This window comes from Microbulbifer mixtoriginis (SeqCode), assembly GCF_052466715.1.
Map to the genome: position 1 here is coordinate 3,531,122 of NZ_CP174288.1, position 25,149 is coordinate 3,556,270.

The following is a 25,149-nucleotide window of genomic DNA, read 5'->3' on the forward strand; positions in this document are numbered from 1 at the left end:
CCTCACAACCTTTTGTAAGTTTTAGCCTGGGTGACCATCTACTCTGGGTTGAAATAGAACTGGGGTGTAGTAAATCAGGAAAAGTGAGTAACCCAGCACCCAGGCAACAATAGCAGCGAGAAAGCCACTGGGAGCCGGCGCCCAGAAAATACGGGCCAGGGCGGATAGCGCCAGTGCGGCAAACGCTAACGGCATAAGACGCGGCGCCTGTAAAATACGGCCGGTATGCCCCAAACTCACACGGCTGGTCATAGCCAGAATCAAACCACCAATGCCACCCACCGCAAAAGCATGTAGCGCTGGGCTCTGCCAAGCGGGTGCGATTCCGCTCCAGGCCAAAGCGGCGAGAAAGCAACCCAAAATCACCAACCAATAACTGAGGTGTAGGGACCAAACCATGGGCTCCGCCCAGATCTTGGTGGGATGCCAGCGCAACACTCTTACCAGCTGCAAAACACCCAGGGTAATGGCCAGCAATGCCCAAACCATCTTGGGCAGATCCAGGGCCACACTAAGCAGTAAGAGTACGGCCGCAATATGCGTGCCCCATTCCACAATGGGTAACTTCTCACGCGGGCTCAAATGGAAGCGCCGCGCAGTAAAGAAAGGAATAACCCTGCCACCAATCACCAAAATAATCGCCGTCACCAAGAGCAGAACCATCAACGCCACCCGGCTCTGCGAAGCGGGTAGCAACCAGTGGCTGGCCGCCAGTCCAGCAAAGGCCAACATAGCCGGCAGTACAAATAAGTTGCGCCATTGCTTGGTGCGCAGTACACGCGCCCCTAACAAGAATGCAGCCAGTAGGAAGAAAGACACCTCGGCCACGACCGGCATCCACAGAGGCACTGCCGCAAAGAGATATCCTAGGCGTGCCAGCAACCATAAACCCACCAGGCTTATCAGCTGAGTCCCCTTTGGTGAGGGAATTCCGGTCCAGGTTTGCATGGCAGTACCCAAAAAGCCCACCACTACTGCCGTAGCAAAGCCAAACAACATTTCATGGGAATGCCAGGCAACCCCCACACGTAGGGCGGGCAACTGCCAACCGAACAGAGAGGCCTGCCAGATCAGTAATGCGATCATGCTCCACAGGGCACCACCCCAAAAGAAAGGTCGAAAAGGCATGCGCCAGAAAGGGGCGATGGATTCCGCGCTCGCGCGGTCGACAATGGGTATCACAATCTTTTCTCCTTAAACAAAGGGAGGTTAATTCTCCCGGGGCAGGCATTTGCCTTCACAAGGCTCCATTCACAGTTAACACGCACTGCACAACGCCATTCTCACTGCTTCGAAATCAGCAATTTAAACGCAGGAGCCAAGAAAGGGGTCAGCACCAATAAGTCCCGTTTCTACTCAATGCCCAATGTAATGCCAGCCTGATGATTCATCACGATGTGAATTAACATCTGAGAGTCCATTCTAAGAATTGAGCACTCCGCTTATTTTCCCCCAATCAATCCTATTAGTTAATAGGCAAGGGGCATAGTTTTTAAAATTTATAACCCTATGCAAAAAGCGGGCATTTCTCCATAAAAAAATCAAATAATGATTGACAAAAAAGCAACCTCACCAAAAAACCGCTAACTTAAAGTTCAACTTTAAGTTAGTAAGCCAGCAACTTTATTCAAAGAATCCTCACTGGTTATCGATAAAATTTATAAACCCCGAAATATCAACAATTAAACAACTAGGATTTATATTTTACATTTTGTTATCTGCAGGCTTTCCACGTACAAACAGAACACATACCAGCAGCGCCAATAAAGCCAAGTAAGCATTGACCACAAACGCACGATCAATACCTGTGGCTAAACTCGGGGCCAAGGATACTATGGTGGTATTCATTGCCAGCCCTATCGCTCCACCAATAATCTGAAACATAAAAATCAGGGCTGCAGCAAGGCTAGCTCGATCAGGGCCCACTGCAGTAACAGCAGCAGTGGTAATGGTGGGAAAAAATAGACCCAGCCCAATTCCTAGAGAAATTAAGCCAGGTACTAAATGAAAATAACGGGTGTGCTCCAAGAGGTTCGATAACAAAAACATCCCTCCACCAAGAAAGATAGCTGCCGCTGACAAAATCACCTTGGCCCCAAGCATGGCATATAGCCTGCCAGCAACATAGGAAATAATTCCATAAGTAATCATAACCGGCAGCAAGCCGGCACCAGACCAGACAGCGGAGAGTTTTAATTCTTTTATTAAAAATTGTGGTACATAAAGCAACATTGAGACAAAAATAACGGAGAGTAACAGCGTGGTAATGCCCACAGTAAAAAATCGCCCATTTGTTGCCACATCTGCAGGGATGAGTGGACTTACCCTCGCATGAGCCTCCACCCAGGAAAAAGAACAAAATGCAATAACAGAAACGATAAGCAACCCCAAAACCAAGGAGCTACTCAAGCCCATATCCACAACAAAATCCAGAGCCAGCAAGAGTGTTAATAAAGAAATCGACAGGAAAATAATTCCTGCATAATCCACCTGCTCACCAGATTTTTCTGGGCTGTCATCATCAATTACTCGCCAGCTAATCAACATAGCGATAAGGGCAATAGGGAAATTAATAAGAAATATCCAGCGCCAACTAAGGAAATCAGTAAGCAGGCCTCCGAGTAGCGGCCCAACCGAATTGGCAAACCCGCAAACTGTCATAATCAAACCACCAGCCTGTCCAGCGCGATCCTTCGGCATAATCTGATAGGTCATCCCAAGAATAGCCGGCCACATCAAGGCCCCACCCACCCCCATCAGCGCCCGGCTGCCCAATAGCATCCAGACATTAACCGCAAAGCCACCCAATAGAGAAAACAGAATAAAAATACTGCTGCCAATAAAAAACAGACGGCGACGCCCAAACATATCAGCCAGGCGACCTCCGGTGACAATCAACACACCGAATACCAGTGCATAACCGTTAATTACCCACTGCATCGTAGAAATATCTGCCTGGAAATGTCTCTGCATAGCCGGTATTGCCACAGAGAAAGCTGTAAAGTCATTGGCGATTAGAAAAATCGCAAAGGTTAATGCGATAAGAGCAATGATCTGTTTTTTTGAAAGTGCCTCTTTTGCCGCTGCCATAGGTACTCCAGGCTGCCAATAGCTGAATTTATCGGCTCAATCTATTCACAATTTTAGAAGTAAAAAGTTGATCTCAAACTTTAAAGGAGAGGATTCAATTTGACATTTTAAGAGCTGGGATCTAATTACTGATAACAAAGTCCTATATTACTGAGAAACTCCCCTTATAAACGGTAGCCACCCAATAGCCTCCTACTTTATTCCCAGGATTTCTACACTTCTCTCTCATACCGCCTTCCCGTTTTATCACCAACACTTACCCATGTAACAAGGTGAGTCCGGAAAGTTACTCTCAGAAATAAATTAGGGTATCTCACGGCACAGTGAGAACGAGGCAGTAGAATTCGGATTTTAATCCTATGCGCCATGAATTTAATTCATCAGGATGAGAATAGTGAAACCCATCCTGATTCAAACTCCGCCATCGACCGGCACCTAGGTAAAGACAAGCAGTAGTGCCATTAACAGTGGTTTGGGAAGGGTTCTATTAAGCTGTTCTGGAACTGATCCGCCACTAAAGCCGATCCAATGCAGTAAACCGACTTCAGCGCCAGGCAGAGGCGGAAAGTAGTCGCCTGCGCTTGAAGTCGGACTTTTACGAACAAACAAAAAAATAATACATAGATCTCAGTGCCAGCTGTGAATAACATCCAGTGTACACACTGTAACTAGAATGGCTCACACTTACGATATAACCCCGCTTACTTAAAGCGATTTACCGTCATAGTTAAAGGTTTAGGCCAGACTACACTTACAGTCGAGCCAGGCAAAAGTAATAGGGCTGTTATTCTATAGCAACCACCCTAGCTGTCTTTTTGTACTCACCATTTACTGTTACACCATATACGATCCCCGTGCGCTATATTCATATCTGCCAGCACTTTATCGAAAACACTATTAATTTTAATCTAGTGGAGAGCTACCGATATGCTCGAACGGAAAACTGTCGAAGAGGTATTCAACGCTCTCCGTACCGACCCCCAACCATTTTTAGAGCGCGTTGCGAACAATGTGCACTGGGTTGTAAAGGGCACCCATGCTATGGCTGGTGAATATTCCTCCAAGAGAGAATTGGTTGAGCGTGCCTTTCATGGAATTGGCAAGGTACTCCAAGGAGGTAAAGTAATGATGGAGGTCAAGCGAATACTAATCGACGGGGACTATGCGGTGGTTGAAATGGAGAGCACCTGCATCGCATTAAATGGTAGAAGGTACAACAATACCTACTGTTGGATTGTTAAATTTGAGAATGGCTTAATTACTGAAGGCACTGCCTATGTGGATTCTGCACTGGTACAGCAGGTCTTGGATGAAAACTCTTAACCCAATTTTTTATTGCCGAAAAACTTGCTTTGGCTTCAGACTGTATAAAAATTATCTGTACAAAGCCCGGTAGCAATACTTGCTACCGGGCCCACTGATCAGTAAAGAGCCGCATATTTACGGCCCCAGATTTTAAGTCGCCACTATTAGTTAGTTTTGCTAATCGATAGTCATATCAAAATTACCCTCTACACATTTAGCGTAATCGCCTTGATTCAGTGCGGAGTAGGCGGTTTGATAGTTCACCAACTGACAGGCAAAACTCTCATTATTGGGATTGTCGGCAGACCAACCCCAATCCTTATCCCAATAGATACTCAGGGAGGCAGCACCACCGGTCTCAAACTGACCCATATTGGCACATCCCAACTCTTCATCCGCAGGAATGTTCACGCCCAAATAGTCGGTGAAACTTTTGTAGTAGTCCATGCGATTCTGAGAGCGAGCGTCCTCTGAGCCCTTACTACACTCGATAGCGCCGTTCACAATATTGGTAGTGACACCAAAACCGGAACTCAGGTTATTGGCCCGGTCAACACTATTGGGCTCCCAGGTCCCATCAACCACATGCAACATGCTCGGCTTGGGCGGCTGTGGATACACGAAGAAGAAAATAGCGCTCGCCAGGTTCAACCAGGTATCCGCAACCAGCTCCGGATTTTCCAGCAGTGTATAAATATCACCGTACATAGCCTGGGAGAAAGGCCCGTAGTTATAGTTCCAGCTCAACTGCTTGGCACCGCGGCCAAAATAACTCTTGTAGCCACCATCCGCATTGATGGCGCAGGGCCAAACATCTGCCGCCCAGCTGCTGCTGGACTCACAGGCGCCATAGCCACCGGAAGTTTCCTCAGTCCAACCGATTTCGCGAATCCAGTAAAGACCCTGACGCCATTCCGGCTCATCCCAGGCAGCTGCATGGGCACCAGTCTCCTGGCCGAAGTGGGCAAACATCACCGCCAGTACCTTGCGACAGATGGCATCGGAATCGCGGCCATCGGTGTAGTCACCGCAAAAAGCCGGAAACTTGGCCACTGCGCGCAGGAAATTGGTGTAAGTGTATGCATCGGCCCGCAGGGGGAACAAATAGTCCCAGGTATCCTCAGAAATAATACTCTCAACACGCTGAACATTTGTCGGGTTAGCACTGCGACCGGGTTGAACCGCTTCCACAATCGCGTTATCTCGGGTCTCAACAGTATTTTTCACTTCTTGCAGAAGCGAATCAGTGGTACGGGCACTCTCCTCCGCCTTCAGTTCACTCAAGCCCATGACATGACCACTTGCGGAGGCACAACCCGTTTGATTGATGCTTACCTCTGCAACGTCACTGGCCGCAGAGAAATCGGTAGCCGTCAGCTGGAAGGTGTAGGTCACATTGCTGTAAACCTCAGACAATACCGCCTGAGTGGAGCTGCCCACGTAGTTTGAGAGCTTGATGGAAGGGCCACCTGTCTGACTCCAGATATAGCGCATACCGCTACCACCGGTAGAGTCAGAACCATCCAGAGTAATGCTGCCGGTACAGCCCACACTATTGGCAGAAGCGGAGATCACCGCATTCACTGCACCACCTGAGTTGCCATTATCATTGGCGTCATCACCGTTACCAGCGTCAATGGCGAGGTTTTGCACTGTAACCTGCGCCTCCTCACTGGTTTCACCATCGCTGACAATCAGACTAAAAACAAAGTTCACATCATAGGTTGTGGCCGGCAGAGTCACAGAAGTCGAGGCGCTTGTCGCTGAGGCGATATCCGCTTTAGGAGCGCTCGGTGAGAGCTGTGCCCAACTATAACTGAGCGCGCCATCACCGCCGGAAGCACTAGCGCTGAGCTGCACCGTACCACCACCAGTCACTTGCGTTTGTGAAGTAGACAGGTTGAGAGAGATCGGAGTATTGCCGGTATCACCGCTGTTACCAGTATCTCCTCCACTATTACCGCCGTTATTACCGCCAGAGTCTCCGCCGTTTTCGCTTCCATTGTTTTCATCGTTAACGCTACATCCATCGGCCTCTTTGCGAACCCAAGGTGAATCCCAAGTATTTTCCGCTGTCAGTGCATCAGAGGGTAAGTCACTGCCATTTGCCCACCATTGAGCAACAAAAATATCGCCGGCATAGCAAACTTCACTGCCCTTGCGATAGCTTTGCCCGGATTGGTAAGCGGCTACGTCACTGGAGCTATCACTACCGGAATTATCTGAACCAGCAGAATTTCCGGAATCAGAATTGTCGTTGTCATTGTGATTATCGGAATGATCACTGTCACTACTATCATCAGAGGCGTCGCAGACTCCCGTTTCTTGCACGATCCAGGGGGAATCCCAGGTGTTCTGCGCAGTCAGGGCCTCAGCTGGACGCTGTTCTGCAGTAGCCCACCACTGCGCTTTAAAAAGATCGCCGCCATAGCAAACTTGGCTACCTCCCCGGTAATGCTGGCCTTCCACATAGTCTTCTGCGGGCTGATCGGCTGCCACAGCCTGGGCACCAATGATCAATGCCGAAGCAATCGCTGTACGAATAAAAAGGTGGCTCATGGAGTCTCCACTATTCATTTTTAGGGTTCTATTCAAAAATGGATGTATGCAAGGAGGTAGTGCAGCACGCTAGTGTTATTACAAGAAGTGCGGGCTAAGATTTTATCGTTAAACTCTATAGTGGGTTTTCAATTTCTAATTATGTGGTCAGAATTTATAAGCCATCTGACTTTAGCCCCAGGTATTTAGAGGAATAATATTCCCATCCAATTAGACTCTTATTTCGGCACAGATAAACTGAGCCATATGATACCTTCAACAAATACTTAAAATTTTTCTGCGCTTTATAGCCAAAACCCCATACATACACTGCAAATTCGATAGAACCTTCTCAGAATGGTTCCCACCATAAAAAACAATTCTTTACAAAACAGCCACCTCAAAACACACATAAAGTACTAGGAAGCGGAAGCAAATAGGAAATCTATTCCAAAGCATATCGAAAACACCTCTGCCTAGATTCAACTCAGCCTATCTTAAATAGAAATTTAATTTTTAATAAAACAGACAAATCAATACACAAAAAGCATATAAATATCATTCCATAGATAATCTTTTGCATATTTCTTCCATATTTATATATTTCAGGCTGTCGGCAAATGTAAAAAAACTAAACGAGCCAAAGTCATTCTCCAGAGCAATTTCTGTCGTACTTCCAACAATCCAGCTTAACAGCCCTCCTTTTCCCTATGAGTGGGCTAGAGCCTCAATAGAAAATCTCTGGTAAAACTATCAATTCCCATTCAGCCTCAACTCCAGCTTTACAATTGAATCGGCTATCGAACTTATCCCTTCAACCTACAGCCCAGCTTGAGCCTCATCCGAATTACCCTTAAAGGACAACCAGGATTACCTAGCAACTGTTTCCCCACCATATGAAAAAATAGAAAAAAACTAATAGATCAAAGAGCAAGATATTGGTGCTTATCGCACTCAAGGCATTAAGTCATAATGCCAAGCTTAGCATCAATGCCCCCCCGTAATTAGATCAACCTCTGATGACTCTGAAATTAGAAATCATTAAAATAAAGCAACATTAAGAAACTTATTTGGAATCTAATCGATATAAAGATAAAGACACGAGCCAATAAGGCATCGGATGTATCACAACTTCTATTTCTCTTCCAGGCTCTACCCACTAAGTAATGAAGGGTTGCCAGCCGGGTCAGTGAAAACTAGGATACAACTTCAAGTCTGCTTGAGGTCAATACAGATGAGTGGTCAACAGGATATAGATATTCGCGAAGTCGCGAAGCGCAGTGGGCTTCCCTCCTCTACCCTTAGATATTATGAGGAGAAGGGTCTGATCCAATCTATCAGTAGACGAGGTATTGCCAGAGTCTTCCATATCAGTGTGCTGGAGCAGCTCTCTCTAATAGCTCTGGCACGCTATGCGGGCTTCTCTCTCGATGAGATCGCTAGTATGTTTACATACAACGGAAAACCCAATATCGATCGGGAGCAATTGCTCGAAAAGGCCGATGCAGTGGATAAGAATATCCGCCGCTTGGAAGCCATGCGCGATGGTTTGAGGCATGTGGCAAATTGCCCAGAGGACAATCAGCTGGAGTGTTCAAACTTCGAAAACCTTGTGAAAAGAGCGATGAAATTACAGCAAGAGCCTAGTGATGACTCTACCGAAACGACTCAGAACAAGCTAAGTCACAACCAATAATCTATTATTCCCTTAAAGATGCCATCCCACTAACCTGTTGGGAAACTTGTAAACGGTTAAAGATTTATTAGAGAGCCAAATGAATCACTACATATTGTGATACCTATAAATGCACCTTCCAAAAAATTCGGTACTGGCAGCCCAAGATCTTATTGAGGATGCCGCCAGTTCTGAAAACAAGAAAAAGCAATCTACAAATATAACGATTAATGACCGATACATTTAAAGAAGTCATGAAGGTATCGATTCACAGCCACCCATTTTGCACTTTACAATCCAGATACCTCCCTCGAGAGCTGTACTATCGTTGTGATAAGGGAAACAACAGCTTGCTATTATGAAGGTACTGATTGTCGGTGCGGGACCAACTGGTCTTACTCTTGCCGTGGAATTAGCACGCCGGAATATATTTGCCAGGATTATAGATAAACGTGATAGTGCCTCTACTCTGAGCAGAGCCGTTGGTATTACCTCTAAAAGTTTAGAGCTACTATCACACTCAGGTGTATCTAAAAGGCTGATTGAAGAGGGGGTACCCATTCAAAATGCTTGTATCTATCAAGATAGCCACCTTGCTTTGACCTTGCCGCTGCATTCAAGTACCTCTTATTTTCCTACCATATTGGGGTTACCCCAAGACCGCACCGAAACAATCTTAGCGGAGTCTCTGGCCTCCATGGGTGTGAAAGTCGAGTATAAACTCGCACTCAATGAGCTTCATGAGGAAGCGCAATCCGTTATAGCTCAATTATCCAGTGGAGAGGAGAGTAGCTTCGATCTTATTATCGGCGCAGATGGTGTTCGCAGCGCAGTTCGACAAGGTGCCAATATCCCCTATCCCGGATTTGATTTAAATGAAGACTGGTCAATCGCCGATGTGGAACTGGATGATTGGCCTCATCCACAAATGTTCACCCTCACGCAGACCAAGCCGGGAATAGTGGCAGTGTCAGTCCCCATCGGTAAAAATCGCTATCGCTTTGTTGGTAACTGCGAGAAGGTTTTGGAAGTCTTTCCGCTGCCGCTAAGAATTCACAAGGTGAGGCGGGAAGGGGTCTTCAAGATATCTATCCGTCAGGCACAGAGCTACTCCAAGGGCAGAATACATCTAGCCGGTGATGCTGCACATTGTCACTCCCCAGTTGGCGGACGAGGTATGAATTTGGGTATCGCCGATGCAGCCGAGCTAGCTAAATGTATTGCAGAAGGCCAGCTAGATGGTTATTCGGCGCTACGCCATCGGGAAGATAAGAAGGTTATAGATATCACAGAGCGAGGAAGAAAAATTGTCACGTCACAATCATTTCTCACCAGGCTCGAATTTTCTGCCTTATTAGCCGCGGCCAATCATCTACCATTTGTTCAAAGAAGGCTCAGTAGGTTTGTGGTTGAGTTTTAAGGAGAGCAATAATCCCGCGCGGCCCTCTTTACTAGGCCACACTAAACTCTGTCATCATGCCAGAGTCCTCGTGCTCCAGAACATGGCAATGCACCATGTAGGGCATATCCGGCATCGCCTCCAGAGGAAAACGTACATAGATTTCTGCACTACCGGCATTGGATATAGGCACCGTATCCTTCCAGCCACGCATATAGGCCGGCGGCGTAGCATCGTTAAATTTAACCAGCCGAAACTGGCAACCGTGAATATGGACCGGGTGTAGCATAGTGTCTTTGCCCTCAGAAATTCGCCAGTGCAAGTCTGTATTAATGGGGGCCTTGAACCCAGGTTCAGTGAATGAAAATGAAACACCATTAACCGCATTAGCGGTCAATTGTGCTTTCAAAGGCAACGCCGGCGCCTCAGTGATGAGTTTGAGCACCCTAGCTACCACAGCAGGGTCCGTTTTTCCCGAGGCTACCATTTTTTCCAGTCCTGTCGCATCAATAAGTTTGTCTGCGATCTGCGAGCGATTCATCTGCATTACCAACTTCTGGCTGATCGGCGGCAGCTTAGCCGGTATTTCAGGCATTGATACCAGCCGCTCAGGCAAAGAACCCCGCCCCTTCTCATTAGTGGGGACCACACTGAGAAACACTACAGGCCCATCGAATGGGGGCAACCGCATCACCTGTTGGGGCACTGGTAGAGTTATAAAATCAAAGGGCTGGCCATTGCGGGCATCCACCATTACCTCGTAACGCTCCCCGGCAGCTATGGGTAATTCTTTAACCTCTACGGGTTCCGGTAAAAATCCACCGTCTGTGGCAATCACATAGATGGGCCGCTGATCACTAGTGGAGAGTCGGTAGTTACGAGCGTTTGATCCGTCCAGAATCCTGAAGCGCACCCATCCTCTTGGGGGATTAACCACCGGGTTGACCACACCATTGGTAAGCAAGATATCCCCGCAATAGCCCGCTGCAACCGTAATCTCATTAAAGCGATGAAAGAAGCTGCCGTCTTTGTTAAAGCGTCTATCTTGGATAATCACAGGGATATCATCCACCCCCCAACGCTTCGGCAGAGGCAAGGCATCACTATTTTCATCATCAATGATAATCAGCCCTGCCAGCCCCTTAAGTACCAACTCGGCAGTGGTGGGATAGAGATGCGGATGAAACCAAAGCGTCGCCGCCGGCTGGATAATCGGTAACTTTGCAGTCCATGTATGACCCGGCTTGATGGGCATATAGGGACCACCATCGGTATGACCCGGCACAATCAAGCCATGCCAGTGTGCAGTTACATTCTGGGTCAACTGATTATGTACGTTGGCCGTTACCGTTTCACCCTTGCGCAAGCGCAAAGCCGGGCCTAAAAAGGGGCCATTAAAGCCATAGGTCGGCGTTGTTACTCCCTTGAGAAATACTTTCTCCGCTGGCTTGGCTACTAGATTGATTTCTCCGGCTGAGTCCGCCCTCAACTCCGGAGGAATTGGCAGCACAGGCCTTGCAGAGGAATCCCTGATGCCATTGATTTGCGCCCTCATATTAGAATTAGCCAATAGAGATGCCGCCAAGGTACCAAGACAGAAATCTCGACGTGATAAATGAGACAAGAAGAATCCCTCCTCATAATCGTAACGTTAAAATCTGGTAATACTCTGGCGGCTTAAACCTCTCGCTAACTACACACCTTTAATAAGCCCCAAAGCAGCATAGACAGCGGTGGCATCAGCAATAATTGGTTACAAGAGTTGGGGTTAGGTGGCCTTACGTTTATCTATATTTATATACCAATAGCATTACTGTCATTTGAGATACAGGCCGAACTCTTATTTTTCCTCAGCACAACAATATCCATATCTAGACTCCAATGCATATTAAAACCGCTGGCTTTATCATTTAACCGAAAAAGTTGGGGCGACACAATCAAAAGCATGGTCTCTCAATAGCGTCTCAATATAATAAATCCACCAGTGTACATATAGAAATAGACACTCAATAAATCTAAGAAAATATTCCTATACAGTTAACTCAAATAATCAATAAAGCGCCTAAAACTATAAAATAATCCGTAGAATAAATTGCCAAATTTTTTTAGACCTTAACTCTAGGCATATACAGAATCACAAAAAAGGCAACATACGCCAAACCCATACTTTTTTCTCATAATTTTAACACTTATTTCCCATGGCGGATAATCTGACATCTATAGATACTTTTATGAGAAGATTTACTTAGAAAGGGGAACCAACTCCAAAAGACCAACCCCAACGCTAAATAGAACACTCTCGTATAAACGGGACTCCCTCTAAATCCATGAAGGAGATCATTTAAATCTTATTTTCCACTTAAAGAATCAAAAAAATAATTAGACCTCAATATAGACCTGCCATTTATTTCAGACTCATGCAGTAAAGGAGTCACACATGAAGCCATATTGCAACTTATTCACAGGGATAATTACATTTATTAGCATTGCAGCCTTTGCCGCAGGGAATCATAACTCTCAAGATCACTTACAAACAGACTTCAACTCCAGCAGCGATCAAATAGAAAAAAATAACAATAATTTCAGGACGAGCATTCAAAATGGCAATAAGAATATTGTGAACACCCAGCAAAATGACGAAACACTTGGAAGTAGCATACAATCCATTCAAATAGGCGACTTAAATCAGGCAAATATTTCTCAGCCAGGAACCATAACCTCATCCATTATTAATCGCCAACTTGGCAGTAAAAATATTTTATCTGTCACCCAGACTAACAGCATCAACAGCAACATATTCATTAATCAACAGGGCAACCAAAACTATTCAAACACAAACCAAATTTCTGGAGACAAAAATAGAGTCATTAATACTCAGATAGGAAGTTCAAATTATTTCATTGCCAAACAAGAAGGGAGCATATCCAGCACTATAAAAGTACATCAAGAAGGCAATGTTCAGCATACCTTTGTAGAGGAAAGCAAATCTAGCTTATTCAATACTGTTTCAGTTATTCAGATGAATCTAAAAAACTCAGCAACTGTTAATTTAATTGCAACAAATAATAGCAGTATTGATATATTTCAAGAGGAAAGCAAAAATTACATAGGAATATTGCAGCGCTTGTCTACTAGAAATAGTGTGCAAATTCGACAATTGGGAACTTCTGATATTGCTTTGATCAGCCAAACCGGTAGCTCTGACAACACTATCGTCTTACGCCAGAGTGGAGACCACGTACTTGACATTCCAGGCCAGGAGTCCACTGAAAATGGCAAAGACATACAACTAACCAATTCCAACAATCAAGTAATTGTCAATCAGCAAGGTACTGAGTTAAGCAGCATTAACTCCAATCAGTTTGGCTTAGCTAACCAACTCACCATTAACCAGAGCGGTCTAAACATTAACACTTCTAATGAACAACAAGGCAATAAAAATGTTACAGGCATTGATCAAGCTGGAGAGAACCTCACCATCCTTACTCGCCAGATTGGCAATGAAAATCAGTCAACCTTTTATCAAATGGGAAGTGACCTAAACATAATTACCAAGCAGCTTGGCGATAGAAATAGCCTTTCAATTATTCAGAAAAGTAATTTTAGTGTTATTGAAAGTGTCCAGATTGGAAATGGGAACCGACAAAAAATAGTGCAAAACAACTCTAGTAGCCGGGCCTCTTTGCATCAAGTAAGGCAAGGTAATAACAGTCAGGTATATCAATGATAGATCGGCTCGCTTCGACTTATATAGACCACAAATATTGCAAATTTAAAACATAACCCATCTACTCAACACCAGTAAAACTCAAGCAACAAAATTAAAAACCCCGATATACGGGGCTTAAATTAAGAAACTATCTACAGAGCAAATTTGCTAATCGACACCTAGCTCATACGTAAGACTTTCACTCTTTGCCATGGAAGCATCAACCTCAACAACCTCACCTGTACTTAATCGCTCGACTGAAACAGATTTCACTTCAACCGAAAAAGCTTTACTCACTGACTCGACAGTTGATTCCGGGAGCGTAATTTTTCTAGATGAGTCACTGCATGCTGACAAAACTAACACCAATACCGCTCCACCAGTATTCTTAACCTTTCTCACATCTAATTTCATAATATTTTCTCTCGTGACCCCCAAATACTACAAATTATAATTAGACTTAAAAAGTATAAGTGACGAACCATCGTGTTTCACCAACAGGCAGCTGGAGCTTATCATCCAAGGTAAAAGTCAAGGTTGAATTGTCACTTGCGTACAGAGCGGTACCCATATGTTCCGAGAACTCTATTGTACCGTCACTGTTGGCATCAAAATATAGCTTTACCTTTTTTAGATCCTCAACCTCATTTAGACTACCCTCAGCCTTCAAGGTAAGGCCATTCAAAACCGCATCTGCAGAATCACTTTCAAGTAGCAAGGACAGAACCACCTGCTCACCCTCTCCCTGGAAATTATATTTATCAATCTCTTCCGATTTAATGGTCACTACTGGTTCAGCAACACCTAGTGTAGCAATAGCTCCAAGATCTACTATGGACCCGTTTACGTCTCCATCAGCATCATTAGGACCGCCATCCTCTATAGTTAATTGCAAGCAATAATACCCTTCTTTAAGACCTGATTTATATTCATCACTCCCCGGAGAAGGGCAGGCACCAAGCTTACCAGAAGCCGAGGCGACATAATTTTTATCATCCTCAACAAAGTCCATCCAGCCAACACCCTGCCTATATTTTATATAGCGCGCATCCGCAAGAAGAGCTGCTTTTAGTGGAATTACAACCTGAGTATTACTGCCAATATCGGTTTCTCGTACGATGAAATCAAAAATTCCATGTAAGAATTGATAATTATTTTGAGTAGCAAGATTTTCACTGTAAAATTTATCAATATCACTAAGAGTAACATTGCTTGAATACCTACCTGCCATATAAGCGCTGTCCCCAAGTACCAAGGATGCACCCTCAACACTTTGAATTTGTGCTCCGCCAATATCTACTGGTAATAAATTACCATCTCCTTTTTTATCAAGATAATCAGGGATCTTATCCTTATCTAAATCTATAACACCTTCAGCAAGATCACTGAGACCATCGCCATCAGTGTCTTCAGTATCGCTCAGCTCTGGCAATGACTCTTCAACCCGAATTAAAGTGGTAGTACTGGTTGAACCTCCACTTGAATGTGTAACCTCAAGATTAATTTCATGAGTTCCATTTATTTCAGCGGGATCAAAAATAAAACTATCTTTGTCAAAACCATTTAGCGGCACCAGTGTTGGACTACTCCAACTATAGGCAAGGCTATACGGTTCATCGGTATGATATAGAGCCATTTGTATATCTACTGTTACCTCACCTGCGTCACTGTAAACTTGTGATAAATCTGTAAAAACTTGGTGAGATGGCAAGTCCGATTGATGAAAATAAGTAGCAAGGCTCGCTATATAATTACCGAGAGTAGGGTCGATTATTTCATGTCCATCGGGGGATGGAAAATAGTCTTGCCCATGACCTTCACCGAGAATGTGATGAAAGCTTTCGCCCCCAGAATTGACTTCGCTTCCAATATATACACTATCATTTATGATCATCACATCATGTGGAATTCCAGCCAGTTGCCCCCCGTGTTCAGCCCCACTCAAACTTATGTCAGATTTCCAGCTCACTTGCCAGCCTGGGCAATTTTTGACTAGTTGCGCAATAGGCAAAAATATACCAACTGAAAGCGATACACCACTTTCACTAGCCTCATTTTTAGCACAAGAACCTATGTATGGATCCTGCTCACTGGTAAGAATTGCATGATCTCCATTAGCATTTATTACCTTAAAGTCAAAGACTGCATTCGATTCAAATCTCCGACAACCACTGGAAGTACAGCCTGTACTCACCTCATAAAGCGAGGCGCCTTCCAAGTTATTAAGAATTTCATTGAAATCTGCCAAATCATTGATTTCTATCAAACCATCATCATCCAAATCAAAGTCGGTTCGATTTACATCAGATAAAGCTGTAATAGATTGCAGTACTATAAAAGAAGCTAACAATCCTTTCAGAATGTTAATTCTTGTTAGTACATACCGATATTTCATTTAAAAATTTCCTTTTTTAATCTCTTTCTGTAGTCATAGCTAGGTACTTGATATTGTAGAGGCGCCAACTTTTATTAAAGCATGAATAGAACCAACTAAAAGAGTAAAAGAACACAAGAATTACTAGGTTTTTATTGAGCCAAAATCAGAGCTTATGGTAAGAGTAAGTATTCAACGTCAAAGAAAAGCTAGCAACAGCCATATAACACATTCCAATTACACTGAATTACAGAGACCAGATTCACCACCTGATCGATGGATAAATCTTCAAAACATATGGGGCACATTTCTGGATCAGCTGTTTCACCGAACAAATTAAAACCAGCCACAACAATATGCTCTATAGATTTTTTTGGAGGATGACCCAGTAAAAATTAGAGAAGCGATAAAAATCAAAAAGCCCTACAATTCGGAGTTAACTGGATGATTCCGAACTTCTTTGGATCTTGATGTGGTGCCTAGGCGGGGCTATGAACATACATAGTGAAATCCAAGTATTACCAACAAGATACGCTACTAGACGAGCCATACAAGAATGGTTGATCAAAAATTGTATAGCAGATGTGTATCGTCGACAAGTATTTTGAAGAAAGAACTGAGTGCTCAATTGAACTAAATGCTTCAGTTTCTCTCCCCTCGGAGAAGGGGCACCCCAACTTCATTAGGAATAGACAGGCCAGAAACAAGGCGTTGCTGAGCCCTCAATAACTATATCTGTAACTTCCCTATCCGTGCTTGAAGTGTTGTAGTCTTTCTTTCAGATCTTACACTGCTACTAAGAAGTTCTTCCTCCGTACCCAAATCCAATTCACCCTGAGGACCATTCTCAACACTCTCCCCTAAATGCTTCGCTAAAAACTGCTTTGTATCATAGCTATGTAGAGCGTATCCCCCTTTACTCAAGAACTCATCCAGCCAATCATCACGAAATTTAATTGCCTGCCCGCTAGCGTTACATTTTATCAGCTCGTAGTCCATACCCAACCAGTACCATTGCTTGACCTTCCTTGCTAGGTATAACGCTCTCTTAGGGGCCTTATCTCTGTCAACTGTATGTAAGGAGAAGAGCAAGAACCGCGATAATTTAGGGAGGCGAAAATTGAAATACAGGTGGGGCTATTCGGACGCTTCAACAGGTGCATGAGTGTGTACCAATTGTGTGCCAGCGGAGTGCCAGACATAAAAAAGGAGGATAATGCCTCCTTTTAACTCTATGATTTGACTGAGATTTTTCTCAGTTACATGTACCAGGACGGGGACTTGAAAAACACCCTCAACACCAGTAACTATGAGCTACACATGGAGTTATTGCAAAAAAGGGAACACCATATGTAGCACCACTTTGAATTCCTACCCCTACTGAGAAGCGCCAATGGCTAGATTTAATGGTGAAATTGAACGTCCACTCTAAACTGACAAAGTGTCGGTTTGCCTAATACTCGACAGGTGAATCAGCTTTAGAGGAATTGGCTCCCAAAGCATTTCAAAGGGATGCCCTGAATCACAGCTTCTTTAGAGCCTTTGGAGGGCAGCCCCTCAAACCGCAGAACTGACGGTTTTAAAACACCCCAGAGTACATAGCTAGTTGTTATCCCCTGCCTGAATATAGCCACTGTGGAAACTTAGTTATGGTAGCGGTGCCGGATACAAAGCTGCCAAAAGTAAAGTCTATCCCTTCTCTATTTATAACACACCATAAAACTCTATCTTTGGGTTACGTACGACTAGAGGAGCAGTGCTGTAGTGGTCAACTATTTCCGGAAAGTAAGCTAAGTTTTTCTTCCGCTTTTGCGAGCGGTACTCCGTCATTGTGTTGCTGGGGACGCTTCCAGTTGTAGTAAGTCATCAAGTAATGGTTGATGTCTCGGCTTGCTTCTGTGATAGAGGTGTAACCGAGAGAAGGTATCCATTCACTTTTCAGGCTCCGAAACAGTCTTCCCATTAGTGCATTATCCCAGTAATTTCCACGCCGACTCATGCTCTGGGCCATTCGGTAGCGCCACAGCCATTAGCGGAACTGATGGCTGGTATACTGACTGCCTTGATCCGAGTGGGCCATAACCCCATTAGGCATCCCTCGCTGCTCCCAGGCCATTTCCAATGTCTTTATCATTAGTGTGGCAGAGGGCCCATCCAACGATACGGCGAGCGTGTAAATCTATAACGGTAGCCAGGTAACACCAGCTTGAACCAGCCCAGATATAGGTAATGTCACCACACCAAACTTGATTGGTTTTCTCAACATTAAACTGGCGATCAAGTTCATTCAGTATACCTAAGTACTCGACTATTGCTCTCTTATGCTTATGAGGACCAGGTTGTTTGCACGCTAAGCCGGCCTCACACATTAGTCTTCGAACTTTAAAGCGTCCGATTGATATCCCTTACTCATAAAGCAAACCTACAACTGTACGACTTCCTACAAAGCTACGGCTGCGCTCGAAGACTTCAATGACTTTGGGGCGAAGCTGCATTCTGGGTTCATCAACAGAGTTCTTATTTTTTCCTGTATTCGTAGTAGCATGATCGAGGTATTTCAAAGTGATCAGATACTCACCAGGGCTAAGTGCCGCATCCTCTATGTGAGACCTTTTTCACCTAACGCCGCGAGCAGCGGCTGATTGCTTTATGCGCTTTAGAGCACAGCGACCTGTACATAAAGTGTAAAAAGTAAGCTGTCCGGTGGAAGCCCACAGGGCCGGAAGGGACTGCCTCGCCTTGTTACAAACTTTCGTGAAGGGCGTATCTAAACACTAACCTGCAGGCCGCAAGGTATACATATCCTACGATAACAACATAAATTGCTAGCCCACCCCAGACCCCCAACACGTGCGGAATTACTGACTCCATTCCTGGTGATGGAGACATCCATTTAAACTGAACCGCCGAAAAAAATTGAAACATTGCTGCTATGAGTGGGGAAAAGCGAATCACATTTCTCCAAGTAGTCCATTCTTTTTTCCTGAGGTAGAAAAATGATGCAACGACAAAAGCTAGGTAACCGGCAGCACTTAACATTACTCCAAATCCTAAAAATGTCAGTATCGGAGTAGAAAACCCAAGCTCCAGAGCTCCGAACATTAATACCGGCCACAGTATTGGAAGAGCTAGGCAAATTAACCAATATGCTTTCTTACTCATGGTTTGTAACACCTGCCGCAGAGGCGAATAACTTGTTGCAAGTCCAGCGCACGAAGTGCGTGCTTGTGCCGACTCTTTTTAGAGAACGAGTACACTACTGGCAGTGACATAAAACGGCTCCTCAATAACGTCAACTGTTTCAGGAACAGGAAAGTTGTTGCCAGAATACTTTATTTCAATGTATTCAGTCATTCCTGATTTTCCAGAGAAAATGAGAACCTCTAACGTTTACCTACTTCTGCAAGATTAAAGTTATCTTCAAAAATCACACCATACTTAGCTGGAGCCGCAATCGCTTTATTAGAAGCCGGGACCAGAAGCTAGAAGCTAGAAGCTATTACAACCGCACTGACAGAACTCAGTAAACACAGTTTTATTGAGATGATTCTTTAACACTTGTGTATCAGGGAACTGACACCTCTCTAAAATGAAGTTAATCCAACCCCGTGCTTTGTGCTCGTTATTCATTGGTTCTCTAACGCCTCAAGAAGGGGGGCCGTTAAGGCGTCCCGCTTCCTTGATTTGTTAGTACCTTTGACGGATTTAGGGGCCCAAATAATTATTGATAGTAATACTTTGAATATCAATTAAGCCTGAGGAACCATCATAATCACGGAGATTATCATTCAGTTCTCCAAGTTGATCAGTAAACTCATTCACCAGCGGATAGTAGTCCCTTGATAAAACAGTTTCTTTATTTGGTCCAGAAAAAAGAATTGTTTCTACATTTGTTAAGACGTTACCGCTAACTAGATTATCATATGTGCTTTTAGTAAATTTTCCATGATAGCTCATAGTTAACTGTAAATACCCTTCTACATTCGTGAGTTCATACGAAAGATCGCGCCCAATAAGAGTGCAGCACCAGCCTATAATATCCCCATAGCTCCAAGTAAAGAAGTAATCTGTCAGATCGCAACTTTCAGAGCCGCTTGGACAATCCATATTGTAAAAAAGGGCAAAGTCCTGCCCCATAACATCACCAGCTCCATCGGTAGCCACCACAACTTTTACTCCGATATTGAGTGCGTCTTCTTGCGATACGTTCTGTGCAAATCGTACAACAACTTCAAAAGTAGGAGGATCAATTGAAAGTATTTCGGTGGAGGTAAAGCTTTCTATTTCAGCGGGCATTTCTACTGGATCAGAACTGTCTCCGCCGCTGCCACCGCTGCATGCGAGCAGAAGGCCCGCAAAAGAAGCGAGAGAGATCAAATGTAGAATTTTTTTTAACATATATAACATCTAAGTTTAGGTTATTTTACTTTGGGTATCAGTATAAACGCCGCCGGCAGGGGTAGCTTACCTTGTGCGTATTTTGCGCAAAAATGGGAGCAAAGCCACCCATACAAAAGGTGCACAAGGTAAGCTGTCCCGCGGAGGGCCCCAGGCTCGGAGCCATATGCCCAGCCTTGTATGGATGTTTTTGCCCGATTCTGATGTTGAAAATCCTTTTCGCTAACGGGTAAATTGAGACCCACCTTCGGCGGCCACCGAAGGCCTTGTTTATCACAGTTCGCTGCCTGGCCGGCTCGTAAAAGACCAATAACAAGTATGAACGTGATAAGCACTCACTAGGCATAACTCGAATAGTCATGTGGGCCTCGAGCTCGAATAGCAAGGCGGAGATAGCTTATCTTATGGAACCTCAAGAGATCAATGTCGGTATCGATACCAGCAGTAAACAACTCGATATTTATGTGAGACCTACTGGCCAGTTCTTTAGTGTTACCAATAACAAAGAAGGCATTAAAGACGCTATTAAACAACTACAACCGCTTAAACCTCAAAGAGTATTGATCGAGTCCACTGGAAGGCTAGAATTAGAATTTGTCTGTGCTGCTCATAAAGCGGGACTGCCGATAGTTGTTTGCAACCCCTCACAAGTAAGAAACTTTGCAAAGTCAGCGGGGCGGCTCGCAAAAACAGATAAGCTAGATGCAATTGATATCGCACATTTTGGTGAAGCAATGAAGCCAAGATTATCATCGATCAAACCAGAAAAACTAAGAAATATCAGTGATTTGCTGACGGTCAGGAACCAGTGCTTAGAAATGAGCACAATGCAAAAGAATCGCCTCAAGAGAATGCCTAAGTCTGTTCACAAGCCCATTCAGGCTATCTTAAAGGCCATCAAAAAGAGCTAGAAGGAGTCGATAAGCAACTTGATAAACTTGTTAACAGCGCTGCCGAGTGGCGACAAAAACGCGATCTCTTATTAAGCGCTAAAGGAGTCGGCAATGTACTGGCTTACACGCTAATGAGCGAACTTCCTGAGCCGGGCAAGCTAAACCGCAAAAAGATTGCGGCACTTGTGGGTATCGCCCCGATGAATCGTGATAGCGGCAGCTTCCAGGGTAAGCGCTATATTCGAGGTGGGCGACATCGTGTACGCACGGTTTTGTTTGTTTCTATGATGTCGGCCATACAATGCCACCCTAAATTAAAGCCAATGTATGAGCGCCTGGTCGCCGCTGGTAAACCAAAGAAAGTAGCCCTTATCGCATGTATGAGGAAGCAGCTTACCATTCTAAATACGATGGTAAAAAACAATACTTACTGGGATGAGAAAATGGCTTAAATACTTGACAAAGGACCATAGTCACTTGTTAGCTGTGTTACTCATGGATGAAGTAAACATCTGTTTCTCTTCCTTCATCTACCATTGGAACCTCAATTGAAACCAGAGCTTCTAAAATAGATATGAACTCATCCTCCGATACAATTCGCCCCTGCTTTTTACTATATAAACTTCTTAGTTCTTTCCTAGAAATACTAATTTTATCAATACTCAACAGGTTCTTCTCATTCAGAAGCTCAACTAGCTTTCTAACATTTTCAGGCGGTACTTCTGACTCTTGTACGTGCCAGATGGACTCTTGAACCTCTTCTGGGTCATCAATTTCGTAAATAACTACTCCAGAGATACTTGTATCCGTCTCCTTCTGCCATTGAATTTCTTTGGCGCCGAGAGCACCTAGGAATTCTGTAAGAAATTGCTTTCTTCGCATGACACTCTCGTACAGCTAACGCCCGGCTTAGGGGCGGGTTTGTAGCTGCAAAGCAGCGGAAAAGCCGTCCCAGCCCCGAAGGGGCAACTACAGCCGCTTGTTATGTGCTTTGACTTAGCCATAACTATCAAAGAGCTTACGCTGATTCTTTAACTCATTGAAAACACTTATATAGTCATACAACTGAGCTGGATCAGTGCTGGAGCCATCGCCGCAAATACCTAGAGAGCCAAGGAGCCATGATGTATCCACCTCTCCACGCTTATGTATCTCTAGAACAAACTGATACATCAATTCGTATGAGTCTCTTAAAGATATTTTCTCAGAGAACTTATCGTCTTTTAACTCTAAGTAGCTCACATTCAGCTTCCTTTAAGGCACATAACGCTCTGCGCACAGGCGAGCGAAACGTAGTGTAGCGAGTCCAGCCCGCGCTTTTTACGGGCGATTGTGCAGCAGTTTTTTATAAGTTTTTGCCACGATGTTTCTTCCTTAACGCCCTAGCACTAACTGGCTTTAGTGGGCAGTATTTTGCAAAAACAAATTCAGCTAAAAACGGACCCGCTAGTAGTAAGGAGCCAAGAACCAGTAAACTTTGAAACCTCAATCCCAAGTAAATAGCAAGAATAGGTATAAACGCGCATCCGAACGCTATCACCCTCTTAGATAAGGCTGCATATTCATACTGGAAAAAGCATTTCTCACAATGCATTCTACTTGAGAAAGATAACATCTTTACCTTTACAGTTTTCTCTTTACATTTTGGGCATTTTCTCATCATGACTTATAACGCCCCAATAAGCGGCGGATAATAGTTGGCTAAAATTGTGAACGAAGTGAACGCAGCCAACTGTTAGGCGTCCGACTTGATTGGCTTGTTATGCGTATCTCGCTAGATTCGAACGACACTGTGTGCCCAAAACGTAATTGATCCATTATTAGCTTCAAAATCACCAACATATACACTGATGCCATCAAGCTGATGAGATGAAACATCTTCAATGAACATGCCTCCGGTTGCATAGGGGAACCCTTTCTCAATCTCCAATCCTTGCGGCGACTTGAATCTTAACTTCACTAAGTCCCCATCTCTTTCCAGATGAAGATCTATGTATGAATCTCGAATGTTGGAGGCATCGACCTTATAGGAAAAATAAACAATATCATATAGATGGGGGGATTCGATGATGTTGTGATAGATCCGATCCATATTCTCCCCCTTTACGCATAACGTTGCCATCTGCGGTGGCTGGAGCGCTTTTAGAGCGAAGCGCGTTGCGTAAGATGTCCGTCAGCATGGCTTGGTTATGCATTTTAACTCCCTGTTGCTGCGAGATAGAACATAAAAATTGAGGCGGCAAAATACAGAGGTACACGAATTATGCCCGCTAATCTATTTGGCCCCCATTCATCTACAGACCTTGCCACTTTGTATTGATCTACCATCAAGTAGAAAGATAAGCAGCCAAATATAAATGAACTTATCGGATTCCTAATAGATGAATAGTTCAAAAGCTCTGGCTTAAGAAACCGGACAGCCAATAGAACAACCATGCCTAACAAAGCTATGAGGATGACAAACTCTTTAATTCCGAAATTCATCTTATTCATGATGCATAACGCCCAGCGCAGGCGCAGCCAGCACGGAACACCTTTTGTGTTAATGTTTGAGCGACAGCGAGTAACACAAAAGGTGCGTAGCGTTGGCTGTCGCTCTGCCGCTGATTGTTATGCCTAGTTCTGGGGGGTTACCTGGACCTCAAATGGAACCCCACTTGAAGCTGTAAACTTAATGCCCGCAGATTCATGAAACTCTGTGAGTAAAACCGGGCTAGCCACAAGTACAAACCCGGTAGACTCATTGAATTCGTACACTTTCGTTTTTAGCCGGATTTGGTTCTCCGGTGTTTGCTCAGCGTTTAGCTCAATTTTTAGCATGTTATCTATACGCATTTCACTTTCAACGCCTTCCTCATTAAGAAGCTGAATAGATGCCAGCTGCTCATTATTTGAGCTAGCATCTACTTTAAGCATAATTGGAGACGCCGTGGAAAATGAGGCGTATAGAAGAGATGCGCCCCCAAGTGCCAGTATTGCGGCAATATAATTCTTGACTCGTTTTCCGACAGAAAATTTTTCTGGTTCTGTTACAAGAATATCTTCTGGCACAATTGAAAATGCAGAAGAAATTGATTTAACCGACTCTTGGGACGCGTTACCACTTTTCTCTATTCGCTGTATGGTTCTTAAGCTAACTGATGCTACTTCAGCCAGCTGCTGCTGACTCCAAGCTCGCGACTTTCGTAGGCTGATGATCTTGTTTGTATCTACTTGCACTTCCATTTCTCTGTCCTCTGAAAATTGAACTTAAATTTTCATCGGATCAGCCTTAATTAGTTATGTCATTCTTACGACATTAGTACGAAATATAGGCGACAGGCATAACGTTGCCAGCAAGGGCAGCCGAAGCGGAGCGTAGGCTGTCCAGCCCAGCCTCCGGTGGGCGATCTTGCCTGGCCTGGTTATAGCTGGCGCGCTCTGAACGACCTACTAGCTCTCTGCCAGCCAACTTTGGCTGGCCACTGCCCGATAAATTTACAAGGGAAAATACCATACTTTCCCCACCAATTGACTAGCTGATTGGCACTACATAATGGTGCAACTGACTTGCAGGGCTTGTTGACTTAAAACGAAGGCACGTGAACGAAACTGCGATGCCAGCTTGCAGGAAAACTCTCTGGCGAAGCGTGTTCAGGTAAAGATTGTTACTTGCACCAACTACAAACCATCTAAAAATTGACCGCCACAATAACGCCGCGCTCAGCCGCCGTAGGCCAATGGCGGCTTTTTTGCTGCGAAGCGCAAAAAAGGTGACAGTGGCCGGAG

Annotated in this window: 18 protein-coding genes and 2 pseudogenes; 5 read left to right on the top strand and 15 right to left on the bottom strand. The window is 44.5% G+C overall.

All coding sequences use genetic code 11. The annotated features are described in order from the left end of the window. Positions 1–21: 21 nt before the first annotated feature. Entirely contained in the window at positions 22–1,182 is a 1,161-nt protein-coding gene (locus ACJJH9_RS15630) for an NnrS family protein (RefSeq protein WP_444923317.1), read from the bottom strand. Between the two features lie 522 nt (positions 1,183–1,704). After that, positions 1,705–3,090 (bottom strand): MFS transporter, encoded by a 1,386-nt coding sequence (locus tag ACJJH9_RS15635; protein WP_444923318.1) that lies wholly within the window; start codon positions 3,088–3,090, stop codon positions 1,705–1,707. Between the two features lie 927 nt (positions 3,091–4,017). On the opposite strand from ACJJH9_RS15635, the gene ACJJH9_RS15640 reads away from it, so the two are divergent. Beyond that, complete coding sequence (locus tag ACJJH9_RS15640) at positions 4,018–4,413, top strand: nuclear transport factor 2 family protein (RefSeq protein ID WP_444883893.1); 396 nt, start codon at positions 4,018–4,020, stop codon at positions 4,411–4,413. A 159-nt stretch (positions 4,414–4,572) separates the two neighbouring features. On the opposite strand, the gene ACJJH9_RS15645 is transcribed toward ACJJH9_RS15640, so the two are convergent. After that, positions 4,573–6,954, bottom strand: a complete 2,382-nt coding sequence (locus ACJJH9_RS15645) for a chitinase (RefSeq protein WP_444923319.1) — start codon at positions 6,952–6,954, stop codon at positions 4,573–4,575. A gap of 1,213 nt (positions 6,955–8,167) precedes the next feature. On the opposite strand from ACJJH9_RS15645, the gene ACJJH9_RS15650 reads away from it, so the two are divergent. Beyond that, entirely contained in the window at positions 8,168–8,629 is a 462-nt protein-coding gene (locus ACJJH9_RS15650; protein ID WP_444923320.1) for a helix-turn-helix domain-containing protein, read from the top strand. A 337-nt stretch (positions 8,630–8,966) separates the two neighbouring features. Then, a complete protein-coding gene (locus tag ACJJH9_RS15655) occupies positions 8,967–10,028 on the top strand; it encodes an FAD-dependent oxidoreductase (RefSeq protein WP_444923321.1) in 1,062 nt (353 codons plus the stop codon). A gap of 31 nt (positions 10,029–10,059) precedes the next feature. Here the strand turns inward: ACJJH9_RS15655 and cueO are convergent, their stop codons facing one another. Continuing rightward, positions 10,060–11,631 (bottom strand): multicopper oxidase CueO, encoded by a 1,572-nt coding sequence (cueO, locus tag ACJJH9_RS15660; protein WP_444923322.1) that lies wholly within the window; start codon positions 11,629–11,631, stop codon positions 10,060–10,062. Between the two features lie 813 nt (positions 11,632–12,444). Here cueO and ACJJH9_RS15665 point away from each other — a divergent pair. Further along, positions 12,445–13,734, top strand: a complete 1,290-nt coding sequence (locus tag ACJJH9_RS15665; RefSeq protein ID WP_444923323.1) for a hypothetical protein — start codon at positions 12,445–12,447, stop codon at positions 13,732–13,734. A gap of 150 nt (positions 13,735–13,884) precedes the next feature. Here the strand turns inward: ACJJH9_RS15665 and ACJJH9_RS15670 are convergent, their stop codons facing one another. The 5 genes and pseudogenes from ACJJH9_RS15670 to ACJJH9_RS15690 form a co-directional block, all read right to left on the bottom strand. Then, on the bottom strand, positions 13,885–14,130 hold the full coding sequence (locus ACJJH9_RS15670; RefSeq protein WP_444923324.1) for a hypothetical protein: 246 nt from the start codon (positions 14,128–14,130) through the stop codon (positions 13,885–13,887). Positions 14,131–14,176: 46 nt separating this feature from the next. Next, positions 14,177–16,111, bottom strand: a complete 1,935-nt coding sequence (locus tag ACJJH9_RS15675; RefSeq protein WP_444923325.1) for a hypothetical protein — start codon at positions 16,109–16,111, stop codon at positions 14,177–14,179. 1,747 nt (positions 16,112–17,858) lie between these two features. Beyond that, positions 17,859–18,652 (bottom strand): annotated as a pseudogene (locus ACJJH9_RS15680) (IS3 family transposase); the annotation flags it as partial. A 180-nt stretch (positions 18,653–18,832) separates the two neighbouring features. Then, positions 18,833–19,252 (bottom strand): hypothetical protein, encoded by a 420-nt coding sequence (locus ACJJH9_RS15685; RefSeq protein ID WP_444923326.1) that lies wholly within the window; start codon positions 19,250–19,252, stop codon positions 18,833–18,835. A 543-nt stretch (positions 19,253–19,795) separates the two neighbouring features. Beyond that, entirely contained in the window at positions 19,796–20,488 is a 693-nt protein-coding gene (locus ACJJH9_RS15690) for a hypothetical protein (RefSeq protein WP_444923327.1), read from the bottom strand. Positions 20,489–20,892: 404 nt separating this feature from the next. Between ACJJH9_RS15690 and ACJJH9_RS15695 the strand changes: the two are divergent. Next, positions 20,893–21,833 (top strand): annotated as a pseudogene (locus tag ACJJH9_RS15695) (IS110 family RNA-guided transposase). Between the two features lie 37 nt (positions 21,834–21,870). On the opposite strand, the gene ACJJH9_RS15700 reads toward ACJJH9_RS15695, so the two are convergent. From ACJJH9_RS15700 to ACJJH9_RS15725, 6 genes are all read right to left on the bottom strand, one after another. After that, positions 21,871–22,263, bottom strand: a complete 393-nt coding sequence (locus ACJJH9_RS15700) for a hypothetical protein (protein ID WP_444923328.1) — start codon at positions 22,261–22,263, stop codon at positions 21,871–21,873. Between the two features lie 114 nt (positions 22,264–22,377). Next, positions 22,378–22,623, bottom strand: coding sequence for a hypothetical protein (locus ACJJH9_RS15705; protein WP_444923329.1), 246 nt, complete (start codon positions 22,621–22,623; stop codon positions 22,378–22,380). 532 nt (positions 22,624–23,155) lie between these two features. After that, entirely contained in the window at positions 23,156–23,473 is a 318-nt protein-coding gene (locus tag ACJJH9_RS15710) for a hypothetical protein (protein WP_444923330.1), read from the bottom strand. A gap of 104 nt (positions 23,474–23,577) precedes the next feature. Continuing rightward, positions 23,578–23,874 (bottom strand): hypothetical protein, encoded by a 297-nt coding sequence (locus ACJJH9_RS15715; protein ID WP_444923332.1) that lies wholly within the window; start codon positions 23,872–23,874, stop codon positions 23,578–23,580. A gap of 123 nt (positions 23,875–23,997) precedes the next feature. Beyond that, positions 23,998–24,606: a helix-turn-helix transcriptional regulator gene (locus ACJJH9_RS15720; RefSeq protein ID WP_444923333.1), complete on the bottom strand. Its 609-nt coding sequence runs from the start codon at positions 24,604–24,606 to the stop codon at positions 23,998–24,000. A 73-nt stretch (positions 24,607–24,679) separates the two neighbouring features. Further along, positions 24,680–24,877 (bottom strand): hypothetical protein, encoded by a 198-nt coding sequence (locus ACJJH9_RS15725; protein WP_444923334.1) that lies wholly within the window; start codon positions 24,875–24,877, stop codon positions 24,680–24,682. Between the last annotated feature and the right edge of the window lie 272 nt (positions 24,878–25,149).

Excerpts from the sequence above, each read along its gene's own strand:
- ACJJH9_RS15685 (WP_444923326.1), bottom strand. The coding sequence starts at position 19,252 with ATGAGTAAGAAAGCATATTGGTTAATTTGCCTAGCTCTTCCAATACTG.
- ACJJH9_RS15640 (WP_444883893.1), top strand. The coding sequence starts at position 4,018 with ATGCTCGAACGGAAAACTGTCGAAGAGGTATTCAACGCTCTCCGTACC.
- ACJJH9_RS15635 (WP_444923318.1), bottom strand. The coding sequence starts at position 3,090 with ATGGCAGCGGCAAAAGAGGCACTTTCAAAAAAACAGATCATTGCTCTT.
- ACJJH9_RS15655 (WP_444923321.1), top strand. The coding sequence starts at position 8,967 with ATGAAGGTACTGATTGTCGGTGCGGGACCAACTGGTCTTACTCTTGCC.
- ACJJH9_RS15650 (WP_444923320.1), top strand. The coding sequence starts at position 8,168 with ATGAGTGGTCAACAGGATATAGATATTCGCGAAGTCGCGAAGCGCAGT.
- ACJJH9_RS15665 (WP_444923323.1), top strand. The coding sequence starts at position 12,445 with ATGAAGCCATATTGCAACTTATTCACAGGGATAATTACATTTATTAGC.
- ACJJH9_RS15700 (WP_444923328.1), bottom strand. The coding sequence starts at position 22,263 with ATGCGAAGAAAGCAATTTCTTACAGAATTCCTAGGTGCTCTCGGCGCC.
- ACJJH9_RS15645 (WP_444923319.1), bottom strand. The coding sequence starts at position 6,954 with ATGAGCCACCTTTTTATTCGTACAGCGATTGCTTCGGCATTGATCATT.
- ACJJH9_RS15690 (WP_444923327.1), bottom strand. The coding sequence starts at position 20,488 with ATGTTAAAAAAAATTCTACATTTGATCTCTCTCGCTTCTTTTGCGGGC.
- ACJJH9_RS15720 (WP_444923333.1), bottom strand. The coding sequence starts at position 24,606 with ATGGAAGTGCAAGTAGATACAAACAAGATCATCAGCCTACGAAAGTCG.
- ACJJH9_RS15715 (WP_444923332.1), bottom strand. The coding sequence starts at position 23,874 with ATGAATAAGATGAATTTCGGAATTAAAGAGTTTGTCATCCTCATAGCT.
- ACJJH9_RS15675 (WP_444923325.1), bottom strand. The coding sequence starts at position 16,111 with ATGAAATATCGGTATGTACTAACAAGAATTAACATTCTGAAAGGATTG.
- ACJJH9_RS15725 (WP_444923334.1), bottom strand. The coding sequence starts at position 24,877 with ATGGTATTTTCCCTTGTAAATTTATCGGGCAGTGGCCAGCCAAAGTTG.
- ACJJH9_RS15710 (WP_444923330.1), bottom strand. The coding sequence starts at position 23,473 with ATGGATCGGATCTATCACAACATCATCGAATCCCCCCATCTATATGAT.
- ACJJH9_RS15670 (WP_444923324.1), bottom strand. The coding sequence starts at position 14,130 with ATGAAATTAGATGTGAGAAAGGTTAAGAATACTGGTGGAGCGGTATTG.